Genomic DNA, 12164 nt, shown 5'->3' on the forward strand with positions numbered 1-12164 from the left:
CCGGGGCAGCGGGTGCCGCGGGGGCGGCCGGAGCCGCCGGAGCCGGAGGCGCGGCCGGGGCAGCGGGCTGGGCCGGTGCGGCGGGCGCCGCGGCCGGGGCGGGCTGCGCCGGAGCCGGAGCGGCGGCCGGAGCCGCGCCCGGGGCGCCGATGACGGCGAGCTTGGCGCCGACCTCGGCGGTCTCGTCCTCGGCGACGGTGATCTCCAGGAGCACACCGGAAGTGGGCGCCGGGATCTCGGTGTCGACCTTGTCCGTGGAGACCTCGAGCAGCGGCTCGTCGGCCTCGACGCTCTCGCCGACCTCCTTGAGCCAGCGCGTGACGGTGCCCTCGGTGACGGACTCGCCCAGCGCCGGGAGGACCACGTCGGTGCCCTCGGCGGTGCCACCACCGGTGGCGGCCTGAGCGGTCGGGGCCGGAGCCGGAGCGGCGGCCTCGGTGGACGGAGCGGCCTGCGGGGCCGGCTCGGGGGCCGGCGGTGCGGCGACCTCCTCGACAGCCGGGGCCGGGGCGGCAGCGGGGGCGCCCGTGCCGTCGTCGATGACGGCCAGCTCGGCGCCGACCTCCACCGTCTCGTCCTCGGCGACCTTGATGGACGCCAGTACGCCGGCGGCGGGCGAGGGGATCTCGGTGTCGACCTTGTCGGTCGAGACCTCCAGCAGCGGCTCGTCGGCCTCGACGCGCTCGCCCTCGGCCTTCAGCCAGCGGGTGACAGTGCCCTCGGTGACGCTCTCGCCGAGCGCCGGAAGGGTTACGGAAACCGCCATGGTTTCTGTTGCTCCTTACGAATTGCGGAAGTCTGTGTCGTCGCGCCCGAGGGCTGTCAGTCGTGCGAGTGCAGCGGCTTGCCTGCGAGGGCCAGGTGGGCCTCGCCGAGCGCCTCGTTCTGCGTCGGGTGAGCGTGGATGAGCTGCGCGACCTCGGCGGGCAGCGCCTCCCAGTTGTAGACCAGCTGGGCCTCGCCGACCTGCTCGCCCATGCGGTCGCCGACCATGTGGACGCCGACGACGGCACCGTCCTTGACCTGGACGAGCTTGATCTCGCCCGCGGTCTTGAGGATCTTGCTCTTGCCGTTGCCCGCGAGGTTGTACTTGAGAGCGACGACCTTGTCCGCGCCGTAGACCTCCTTGGCCTTGGCCTCGGTGATACCGACGGAGGCGACCTCCGGGTGGCAGTACGTCACCCGCGGTACACCGTCGTAGTCGATGGGCACGGTCTTCAGACCGGCGAGACGCTCCGCCACCAGGATGCCCTCGGCGAAGCCGACGTGAGCGAGCTGAAGCGTGGGTACCAGGTCACCGACGGCCGAGATGGTCGGCACGTTCGTGCGCATGTACTCGTCGACCAGGACGTAGCCGCGGTCCATCGCGACGCCCTGCTCCTCGTAGCCCAGCCCCTGCGAGACCGGACCGCGGCCGATGGCGACAAGCAGCACCTCGGCGTCGAAGGTCTTGCCGTCGGCGAGGGTCACACGGACGCCGTCCTGCGTGTACTCGGCCTTCTCGAAGAAGGTGCCGAGGTTGAACTTGATGCCGCGCTTGCGGAAGGCGCGCTCAAGAAGCTTGGAGCTGTTCTCGTCCTCGACCGGCACGAGGTGCTTGAGGCCCTCGATGACCGTGACGTCCGTACCGAAGGACTTCCAGGCGGAGGCGAACTCGACGCCGATGACGCCGCCGCCGAGGATGATCGCGGACTGCGGGACGCGGTCCAGCGTCAGCGCGTGGTCCGAGGAGATGATGCGGTTGCCGTCGATCTCCAGGCCCGGCAGCGACTTCGGCACGGAGCCGGTCGCGAGGAGGATGTGGCGGCCCTGGACGCGTCGGCCGTTCACGTCGACGGAGGTGGGGGAGGACAGCCGGCCCTCACCTTCGATGTACGTCACCTTGCGCGAGGCCACCAGGCCCTGCAGGCCCTTGTAGAGGCCGCTGATCACGTCGTCCTTGTACTTGTGGACGGCCGCGATGTCGATGCCCTCGAAGGTGGCCTTGATGCCGAACTGGTCGGCCTCGCGCGTCTGGTCGGCGATCTCGCCGGCGTGCAGCAGGGCCTTCGTGGGGATGCAGCCGTTGTGCAGGCAGGTGCCGCCGAGCTTGTTCTTCTCGATCAGGGCGACGTCAAGGCCCAGCTGCGCTCCGCGCAGGGCCGCGGCATAGCCGCCGCTACCGCCGCCGAGGATCACTAGGTCGAAAACGGTGCTGGCGTCGTTCGCCACGTCACGTCCTCCATGCATGTGCGCCGTACGCCGGTCTCCCGACCGGGCGGCGGCTGGTGTCCGGCCGCTCTTTCTTCGGCCCTGTGGTGGGGCCCTGTCCTGCCGAGACCCCATCTTTGCACTTGTCCGCGGGAACGTGGACGCCGGGCCGGTGTGTGAGACGTCGCACCGCGCCCCGTAAGGGGCGCGGGGAACTGCGCGCCCAGCCACGTACGACCCGCACTCGCGCTGCGACGGAACGGACCGAGCTACTGGGCGCACAACCACGCAACGTCAGCCGAGATCCCCCGAAGCCGCCAGCTCGGCAACCCGCACCAACGTGCGCACAGCCGACCCCGTGCCCCCCTTCGGGGTGTAGCCAAAGGGACCGGACTCGTTGAAGGCCGGGCCCGCGATGTCGAGGTGGGCCCAGGTGATGCCCTCGCCGACGAACTCCTTGAGGAACAGCCCGGCGACCAGGCCCCCGCCCATCCGCTCACCCATGTTGGCAATGTCGGCGGTAGGGGAGTCCATCCCCTTCTTCAGGTGGTCCGGCAGAGGCATCGGCCACGACGCCTCTCCGGCCTCCTCCGCGGCCTCGACCACCGCGGAGCGAAACGCGTCGTCGTTGGCCATCACACCGAACGTACGGTTGCCCAGCGCGAGCATCATCGCCCCGGTCAGCGTCGCCACATCGATGATCGCGTCCGGCTTGTCCTCGGACGCCTTCCACAGCGCGTCGGCGAGGACGAGCCGCCCCTCGGCGTCGGTGTTCAGCACCTCGACCGTCTTGCCGCTGTACATCCGCAGCACATCCCCGGGCCGGGTGGCCGACCCCGACGGCATGTTCTCGGCCAGCGCCAGCCAGCCGGTCACGTTGATCTCGAGGCCCAGCCGGGCGGCGGCGACGACCGCGGCGAAGACCGCCGCCGCCCCGCTCATGTCGCACTTCATCGTCTCGTTGTGCCCCGCGGGCTTCAGCGAGATACCGCCCGAGTCGTACGTGATGCCCTTGCCGACAAAGGCCAGGTGCTTCTTCGCCTTGGACGAGGTGTACGACAGCTTCACCAGGCGGGGAGCGGACGCGGACCCGGCGCCGACGCCGAGGATGCCGCCGTACCCGCCCTTCTCCAGGGCCTTCTCGTCGAGCACCTGCACCTTGATGCCGTGCTCCTTGGCCGCGGCCTGCGCGACAGCCGCGAAGGACTCGGGGTTCAGGTCGTTCGGCGGGGTGTTGACGAGGTCGCGGGCGCGGTTGAGCTCCTCGCAGACGGCGGAGGCGCGCTCGACGGCCGCCTTGTACGCCTTGTCGCGGGGCTTCCCGCCGAGCAGCGCGACCTCGGCGAGCGGAGGCTTGCCGTTCTTCGCGTCCTTCTTGGCGTCCTTCCCGTCCTTGCCGTTCTCCTTGTACACATCGAAGGCGTACGCCCCGAGCAGCGCGCCCTCCGCGATGGCGCCCGCGTCGGCGGCGTCCGTGACCGGCAGGGCGAACGCGGCCTTCTTCGAGCCGGCCAGCGCGCGGGCGGCGGCACCGGCGGCGCGGCGCAGCGTCTCCGCGCCGAACGAGGCGTCCTTGTCGGGCTGCGAACCCAGACCGACCGCCAGCACGACCGGCGCCTTGAAGCCGGACGGTGCCGGCAGCTTCGTCACCTCGCCCTCGCCGCCGGAGGCGCCGAGGGTCTCCAGAACGCCGGCGAGCCCGCCGTCGTACGCCTTGTCCACGGCCTCGGCGCCCGGTGCGACGACCAGGTCCCCGGACTTGGCGGAGCCGCCCTTGGCGACACCGACGACGATCGCGTCGGCCCGCAGGCCGGGCGCTGCGGCGGTGCTGAGAGTGAGAGCAGTCACGGTGGTGAAATCTCGCTTCCATTGAGTTGCTGTGGCCGAGAGGGGTGGCTCGGCCGGGCCCGACGAAGGAGCCTAGGAGACGGCGGATCGGCAGGCTGGACCGGACCAGGGGAGTGCCGGACATGAGCCTACGCTCGGTGGCGGGTTTCGCTCATTCCAGCATCCGTTCATCCCGCTGCGGCGGAGTGGCCACTTCTCGGCCCTCACTTCTGGTGACCTGAGTCACACTCGTCGCATTTGGTGCGAGTGATCCGCTCTCCGCTTTGCATGATTTCCACGGATCCTCCTTCGGCTGACCACATGAGGATCCGTCAGGGAGGAAGTCACCGTGGCGCAGAGCGCGCACAGTTGGAGAACCGCGGCCGTTGCACTGGCGGCGGCGGGCATGCTGGCGCTGGGCCTCGGAGCACCGGGAGCGTCCGCGGCCGGGGAGCCGCGTATCGATCTCAAGGTGCTGGTCGTCGACAACGGCGACAGCCCCGTCGAGGCCATCACCGAGGAGCTGAAGAACACCGGCATCCCGTACACAACCGTCGATCTCGACGACGCGGACCGCCCGGCGATCGACGAGGCGTTCCTGAGCGACACGCCTGACGGCGCCGACGGTGTCCCGCGCGCCAAGTACCAGGGCGTCGTGCTGCCCAACGAGGCGCCGTTCGGGGCGGGTTCGGCCGAGCAGGCCGCCCTGGAGTCGTACCAGAAGACCTTCGGCATCCCCCAGGTCGACGCCTACACCTGGGCGCACCCCGGTGTCGGCCTCGACTACACCAGCGAGGGCGGCTGGGCCGGCACGCTCGACGGCCGTGAGGCCTCGGTCACCGAGGCCGGGCAGGCGGGGTATTTCGGCTACCTCGACAGGCCGCTGAGGTTCGAGGACAACTCCGGCTCCGTACAGGAGAGTTACGGGTACGTGGCCCGGCCCCGCGAGGGCTTCACCAGTTACGTCGACATCGCGGTGCCCGGCGGCACCGGCCGCGGCAGCCTGGTCGGCGAGTACGCCCATGACGGTCGCCGCGAACTCGTGGTGACCTTCGCGTACAACGACGATCAGCAGCAGTTCCGGGTCCTGGCCCGTGGAATCGTCGAATGGCTGACTCAGGGCGTACACCTGGGACAGAGCAGGAACTACCTTTCCGTCCACGTCGACGACGTCTTCGCGCCCGACAGCCGCTGGGACACCGAACGCAACTGCACACCCGGCGACTTCGACTGCGTCGGCGGTGACGGTGAGGGGACCACGCCGATCCGGATGACCGCGGACGACGCGGTGTACGCCGCGCAGTGGCAGGAGAGCAGCGATTTCACGCTCGACATGGTCTACAACGCGGGCTCCGGCGAGGAGTGGAAGGCCGAGAACGGCGGCACGGACGCGCTGACCGGCCAACTGCTCGCCGACAAGGACGAGTACCGCTGGATCAACCACACCTACACGCACCCCTTCCTGGGCTGCGTCCAGGACACCAGCACGGTGCCGTGGAGCTGCGCCAGGAACCCCGACGGCACGACTCAGTACATGAGCCGCGCCGAGATCTCGGCGCAGATCAGCGACAACCAGCAGTGGGCGGAAAGCCACGGACTCCCGGTCGACTCCACCGAGTTGGTGACCGGGGAGCACTCGGGTCTGAAGACGCTGCCACAGCAGCCGGACGACGACCCGAACCTCGCGGGAGCCCTCGCCGACAACGGCGTCGAGTGGATCGCCTCCGACAACTCCCGTGAACCGGACCAGCGTTCGGTGGGCGCCGCGCTGACCGTGCCGCGCCATCCGATGAACGTGTACTACAACGTCGGTACGGCCGCCGAGATGACCGACGAGTACAACTGGGTCTACACCTCCGCGGCCGACGGCGGCAGCGGCGTCTGCGAGAACAACCCCACGTCCACCTGCCTGGAGGACCCGCTCGATGCGGCCACCGGTTTCGAGTCGTACATCGTTCCGCAGGAGGCCCGTATCGCCCTTGGGCACGCCGTGAACAACGACCCGCGCCCGCACTATGTCCACCAGTCCAACCTGGCCGAGGAGCGGCTGCTCTACCCGGTTCTGGACAAGGTGCTCGCCGACTACCGCGCGCTGTTCGCCGACAACACCCCACTGGAGAATCCGCGGCAGAGTGCGATCGGCACCGAGTTCCAGCGCCGCGCCGACTGGCAGCAGGCCGTCGCCGACGGTGCCGTCACGGCGTACCGCGTCGGCGACACCGTCACCGTCACCGCCCCGTCCGGGACCGAGATCCCGGTGACCGCGCCGGAGGGCACGCTCAAGCAACTCCCGCTCGGGACCACCGAGTTCGGCACTCCGTACGCGGGCGAGCGCTCGGCCTGGACCACGCCGGAAAGCACGCAGACCGCCCTCACCCTGAGGCTGCCCGCATAACGACCGTCAGCACGACGACCGCCCGCCTGACGAGTGAGCAGCGCAGCGCACCGAGTCGCAGACATGTTCCAGGGGGAACCCCACGATGACCACCGGCCGTCATGTCACCATGCTCACGGAGGGCACGTATCCGCTGGTCCACGGCGGGGTCAGCACCTGGTGCGACCAGCTCGTGAAGGGCATGCCCGAAGTCGGGTTCAACCTCATATCGCTCGTCGGCAACGGTCGCGAACCCGTGACCTGGGAGCTGCCGTCCAACGTCTACCAGCACATATCCGTGCCCCTGTGGGGGAGGCGCCCCGGCTCCCGGCGCCCACCACGGGGGCGCGCCCGCCGCCGATTCATCGACACCTACGAACGGTTCCTGCTGTCCTTCCTCGACCCCGATGCGCACTGCGACTTCGGCGAGGCGCTCTACGAACTGGCCGGGCTCGCCCGCGAGGGACGGCTGTCGGCCGCCCTGCGCACCGAGGCCGCGCTGCGCTCGCTGATGTCGATCTGGACCATGCCGCATCTGCCCACCGCTGCCGCGCAGCCCACCGTGCACGACGCGCTCACCGCCACCGACCTGCTGGAACACGCACTACGCCCGCTTGGCGTACGGCTCCCCGAGGGCTCCGTGTCGCACTCCACGGGCAGCGGACTGGCCACCCTTCCGGCCCTGGCCGCACGGGAGTTGGACGGCATACCCTTCCTGCTCACCGAGCACGGCATCTATCTCCGCGAGCGCTATCTCGGCTACCGCAGCGAGGCCCAGCGCTGGCCCGTCAAGGCCCTGATGCTCGGCTTCTACCGCGAACTCAACACTCTCGGCTACAAGTCAGCCGACCTGATCACCCCGTGCAACCAGTACAACCGCCGCTGGGAGGAGCGCGGCGGCGCCGACCCCGACAAGATCCGGACCGTCTACAACGGCGTCGACCCGCACGCCTTCCCGCACGCCGGACCCGAGCCGGAGGTGCCCACGCTCACCTGGTGCGGCCGTGTCGACCCCATCAAGGACCTGGAGACACTGATCCGCGCGTACGCCATGGTGCGCGCCGAACTCCCGGAGACAAGGCTGCGGCTGTTCGGTCCCGTCCCGCCCGGGGGAGAGGCGTACAAGACCAAGCTGGAGAAGCTCGCGGCCGAGCTCGGTGTGACGGACGGGCTCAGCTTCGAGGGCCGGATCAGCGAGGTGTGGCGGGCGTACGCGGCCGGGCATGTGGTGATGCTGTCGTCGATATCGGAGGGCTTCCCCTTCTCGATCATCGAGGCCATGTCGTGCGGGCGGACCACCGTCTCCACCGACGTCGGCGGGGTGAGCGAGGCGGTCGGCGACACCGGGCTCGTGGTGCCGCCGCGCGAGCCCGAGAAGATGGCCGCGGCGGCACTCACGCTGCTCAAGGACGACGAATGGCGCCTGGCACTGGGCCGGTTGGCGCGGCAGCGCGTCATCGACCGGTTCACCCTCCGCCGTTCCGTGGACGCCTTCCGCACCATCTACCACGAGCTCGCAGGCCTGCCCGAGGTGTACGAGCCCACCGTCGAGACCGTCGCCGACTGGACCGTCGAGCTGCGCGACCCCTGGTACGGGGCCGTCGCTTGGGAGTCCGCCCGGACGGAGTCCGGGGGAGGGACGGACTGGTGAGCGGATCGATCAGGATGCCCCCGGGTATGCACAGCGACACCCTTCCCACCGTGCCGCGCCGACGCCGGCCGAGCTGGGCGGGGCCCGACCCGGTGGACGAACTCGCCATGCACCTGGAGGAGTTCATCGCCGTCGCGGTCCACCCCGACGAGATCGCCGCTCTCCTGGAGTCCGACGGCATGTCGGACGACCGGATACGCGAGAAGTACGGCTGCAAGGACTCCTTCTCGCTCGCCGAGGAACTGTACGCACGGGTCGAGCGCCGCCACCCCGAACCGGCCGGCCCGGCCCACGACCCTTGGCGCATAGGCCTGTTGGGCTGCCTGCTCCGAGGCGTCGTCTTCGCGCTGCCCGGACTCGGCTACGTCCTCGGGGCGCCCCTCCTCGCGGGCTCGGACGACGGCCTCGGGCTCCCGGCCGGAACGGCGCCGCTGCTGGCCGGCGCCCTGTGCGGCTGGGCATGGAACCAGGGCCTTGCCCATCGGGCGTACTCCTGGCTGGGGTTGGGCGACCGCACCGCCTCCCGCCGCTCGCTCCTCCTCGGCGCTCCGGCGGGCGCGCTGCTCGGCTCGCTGGTCGCCCTGGCCGTCGCCTCGGACCACCTCGGAGCGGTCGCCTTCGCGGCCGGTCAGTCCTGCTACCTCGGGGCGGCCACCGTCCTGCTGGTGATGGGCCGCGAACGGGCCCTGCTGGCCGCCCTGTCGCCCATGACGGCGGGCGCCCTCCTGGCACTGGCCCGCCCGGTGCCGGACGCCGCGAGACTGGCCCTGCTCCTCGGCTCCCTGGCTGCGGTCTCGGCGCTCGCAGTGCGTGAAGTCGCCCCAGCCTTACGGGAGTCGGGGGACGGGAAGCGGATCAGCCGGGCGGCGGCGTTCGCGGCGCTGCTGCCTGTCAGGGGCGGCACCCCGGACAGAAAGGGCACAAGTGCCGCGCACTGGCTCGGCGCCTCGCTGCCGTACGCCTTCTTCGGTGTGGGCAGCGGCGTCCTCGTCGTGTACGTGGCGCTCGGCGACGTCCTGGCCGAGGGCGCCGGTTCGGACGCCGCGATCGCCGCACCGGCCGCCGTGGCGCTCACGCTGAGCATGGGGCCGGCGGAGTGGCTGCTGTACCGGTTCCGCAGCAGGGGCCTCGCCGGGCTGCGCTCCAGCCGCACGTCCCGCGCGTTCTGGCGGACCACCGCGGTCACCCTCGTGAAGTGCCTCAGCGGATATCTCGCGGCGCTGTTCCTGCTCAGCCTCGCCACCGCCGCGCTGTGGCCCGGGGCGCCCGGCCTGGGCGGCGTACGGCTCACCGCCCTGATGCTCCTCGGCGTCGTCCTGTGGACGGGCCTGCTGCTCCAGTCGTTCGGCGCGGTCCTGAGCGCCGCCGTGGTCTGCTGCGCCGCGGGGCTCGCCCAGAGCGTGGCGCTGCTGGTGGACGGAACGGACCCGCACCTGATCGGCCTCGTCGTGTACGCCACGGCCGCCGGCGTGCTGGCGGGCCTGGTGTGCTGGCTGCTGGGCAGAGCGACGGCCCACCGGTGAGCCGCTTGCTGGTCCCCTACTACGAGCACCCGTCCGTCCGCCCCGCCGAATGGAAGGCGATCGTCGCCGCCGCGCCCCGCCTCCACGGGGTCGTACTGAACCCGGCCAGCGGCCCCGGCGAGCACCCCGATCCCGCCTTCGCCGAGATCGCGGAACGACTGCGCACGGCGGACGTCCGGGTCCTCGGATACGTCGACACCGCCTACGGCCGAAGACCGCGCGCCGAAGTCGTCGCCGACCTGACCCGACACCGCGACTGGTACGGCACGGACGGCGCCTTCCTCGACCAAGCAGCCACCGGGCTGGGCGAGTTCGGCTACTACCAGCAGCTCGCCACAGCCGCCTGGGGCGCCGGCCACGACACCCTGACCTTCAACCACGGAGCCCCACCACACCCCGCATACGGCAGACTCGCCGACGTCCTCGTCACCTTCGAGGGCCCCTGGGAGACGTACCGCACCCTGCGCCCGGACCCGTGGCAGGGCGGCACTCGGACCCGCCTGTGCCACCTCGTGTACGGGGTGCCGGCGGGCGCCCGGGTGGGCGAACTGGCGCATGCGCGAGGTGCGACGGTCCACTGCGCGGTGCCGGGCGAGGGCGAGCATCCGTGGGGCACACTGCCCCACGCCTTGGAACCGCGCTGAGGGCCGGCTTCTCAGCAGGGTCCAAGCGGGAGCGCCCCGATAGGGGCGCGGGGCTGTATCAATTTGCGGCTCCGCCGCGATGGGGGTCCCCCCGCTCGAGCGCAGCCGAGAGTGGGGGAGCGACCAGCCACGGACGGCCCTGCAGGTCCAACACAACCTCACGGACCCTCATCCGAAAGCCAGCACCACCAGCGCCGCGGTAGCGGCAGTCTCCGCCAGCCCCCCGAACACGTCACCCGTGACCCCGCCGAACCTGCGGACGCAATGCCGCAGCAGGAGCTCGGCCGCCGCGCAGGCGACGAGTACGGCGAGCACGCCGCGCACAACGCCGTACACCCCGTCGTACGCCCCCAGGAGGGCACCGGCGCCGGTGACGCAGACCACCACGAGCAGCGCCCCCCGCAGGGGAACCGTCCCCGCGACCGCCGCGCCAAGCCCCTCAGGGCGGGCCGCCGGCACCCCCGCACGTGCGGCAAGGGTGAGCGCAAGCCGCGCGGCGGTCGCCGAGACGAGGGCCGCGAACATCCCACCGGTCCAAGAAGCCCCGTACGCCTGGGAGAGCGCCGCCACCTGAGCCAGCAGCACGAAGAGCAGGGCGATCACACCGAACGGACCGATGTCCGACTGCTTCATGACGCGCAACGCGTCCGCCGCGGGCTTGCCGCTGCCGAGGCCGTCCGCCGTGTCGGCGAGCCCGTCGAGATGGAGGCCGCGCGTGAGGACGGCGGGTATCGCGGTGGTGGCCACTGCGGCGAGCAGCGGACCGGCGCCAAGGAGCAGGAACAGCCCGCCGGTCACAGCCGCGCACAGGCCGACGGCCAGACCCGCGACAGAAGCGCAGAGCATGCCCGCGCGGGCGGCCTCGCGGTCCCAGCGGGACACCGCGACGGGGAACACAGTGAGGGTGCCGAAGGCGAAGCGGAGGCCGTCCGGCCACGGGGTCCCGGACGTCGTCTCGGGCGCGGGCTCGCTTCCGGGCTCGCCCTCGGGCTTCGTCTCCGGCTCGTACTCGGGTTCGTTCTCCGGCTTGGACACGGGCCGCAGAGTACGGCACAGCAGGCAGCGGGCCGGATCAGGTCGCAGGATGGGGCCATGGGTGACTGGTGGTATCAGAACATTTATGAGCCGGGAAAACTGCCGCTGCTGCTGGCGCTCGCCTCGTTCGTGCTCACCTTCGTGATCACGCGGGTCATCACCCGGCTCATCCGCGCGGGCAAGGGTCCGTTCGGCAACGTCACGACCGGCGGCGTGCACATCCACCACGTCATCCCCGGAGTGATCCTGACCGTCGTCGGCGGCTTCGGCTCGGTGGCGGGCGGGGGGCACGGCTTCGGCTCGGGGGCGTGCGCGGTGCTGTTCGGGATGGGCGTGGGCCTGGTGCTCGACGAGTTCGCGCTGATCCTGCATCTCGACGACGTCTACTGGAGCGAGCAGGGCCGCCAGAGCGTCGAGGTGGTGGCGGTCACGGCGGCGCTGGTGGGCCTGGTCCTCCTCGGCTTCCTGCCGTTCGGGGTCAACGACCTCAGCGAGAACGAACTCCAGGACCGCGGCGCGGCCATCAGCAGCGTGGTGGGGAACTTCCTCATCGCCCTGCTCGCCCTCAGCAAGGGCAAGACCCGTCTCGCGATCTTCGGCGTGATCGTCCCGCTCATCGCCCTGATCGGCGCCATCCGCCTGGCCCGCCCCGGCTCCCCCTGGGCGAAACGCTTCTACCGCCGCCGCCCGCGAGCCCGCGCCAGATCAAGCCTGCGCGCCTACCGCCACGACCGCCGCTGGTCCGGCCCCCGCCGCCGCCTGGAGGACTGGATCGGCGGCAGACCGGACCCGACCCCGAAGTCCGGTGCGACACCGCGCCCCTAGGGCCTGTGTGATGTCGTGATCAATCGGCTGTTCGCAGGATGTCTTCGAGCCAGATCATCGAGGCGCGGAGTTCGAGGCCTGCGAGGTAGCTCTCG

The 12164-nt window shown here is 71.1% G+C and carries 9 protein-coding genes; 5 read left to right on the forward strand and 4 right to left on the reverse strand.

The genetic code is table 11. The features are described from left to right. From ABD357_RS03365 to ABD357_RS03375, 3 genes are all read right to left on the reverse strand, one after another. Positions 1-766 (reverse strand): biotin/lipoyl-containing protein (locus ABD357_RS03365; protein ID WP_344387380.1); only part of this gene is annotated, 766 nt, incomplete at its 3' end. A 56-nt stretch (positions 767-822) separates the two neighbouring features. Continuing rightward, entirely contained in the window at positions 823-2211 is a 1389-nt protein-coding gene (gene lpdA / locus ABD357_RS03370) for a dihydrolipoyl dehydrogenase (RefSeq protein ID WP_344387381.1), read from the reverse strand. 273 nt (positions 2212-2484) lie between these two features. After that, complete coding sequence (locus ABD357_RS03375) at positions 2485-4038, reverse strand: leucyl aminopeptidase (RefSeq protein WP_344387382.1); 1554 nt, start codon at positions 4036-4038, stop codon at positions 2485-2487. A 385-nt stretch (positions 4039-4423) separates the two neighbouring features. On the opposite strand from ABD357_RS03375, the gene ABD357_RS03380 reads away from it, so the two are divergent. The 4 genes from ABD357_RS03380 (at position 4424) to ABD357_RS03395 (ending at position 10209) form a co-directional block, all read left to right on the forward strand. Further along, complete coding sequence (locus ABD357_RS03380) at positions 4424-6412, forward strand: hypothetical protein (RefSeq protein WP_344387387.1); 1989 nt, start codon at positions 4424-4426, stop codon at positions 6410-6412. An 85-nt stretch (positions 6413-6497) separates the two neighbouring features. Further along, complete coding sequence (pelF, locus tag ABD357_RS03385; protein WP_344387383.1) at positions 6498-8042, forward strand: GT4 family glycosyltransferase PelF; 1545 nt, start codon at positions 6498-6500, stop codon at positions 8040-8042. Positions 8043-8068: 26 nt separating this feature from the next. Further along, complete coding sequence (locus ABD357_RS03390) at positions 8069-9565, forward strand: hypothetical protein (protein ID WP_344387384.1); 1497 nt, start codon at positions 8069-8071, stop codon at positions 9563-9565. Then, positions 9562-10209: a spherulation-specific family 4 protein gene (locus ABD357_RS03395; RefSeq protein WP_344387385.1), complete on the forward strand. Its 648-nt coding sequence runs from the start codon at positions 9562-9564 to the stop codon at positions 10207-10209. The genes ABD357_RS03390 and ABD357_RS03395 overlap by 4 nt, the downstream gene beginning before the upstream one ends. 168 nt (positions 10210-10377) lie before the next feature. Here the strand turns inward: ABD357_RS03395 and ABD357_RS03400 are convergent, their stop codons facing one another. Further along, positions 10378-11106, reverse strand: coding sequence for an adenosylcobinamide-GDP ribazoletransferase (locus tag ABD357_RS03400; RefSeq protein ID WP_344387388.1), 729 nt, complete (start codon positions 11104-11106; stop codon positions 10378-10380). A gap of 195 nt (positions 11107-11301) precedes the next feature. Between ABD357_RS03400 and ABD357_RS03405 the strand changes: the two genes are divergently transcribed. Further along, positions 11302-12069: a hypothetical protein gene (locus ABD357_RS03405; protein WP_344387386.1), complete on the forward strand. Its 768-nt coding sequence runs from the start codon at positions 11302-11304 to the stop codon at positions 12067-12069. Positions 12070-12164 lie beyond the last annotated feature (95 nt).

The organism is Streptomyces vastus, assembly GCF_039532825.1.
GTDB lineage: Bacteria > Actinomycetota > Actinomycetes > Streptomycetales > Streptomycetaceae > Streptomyces > Streptomyces vastus.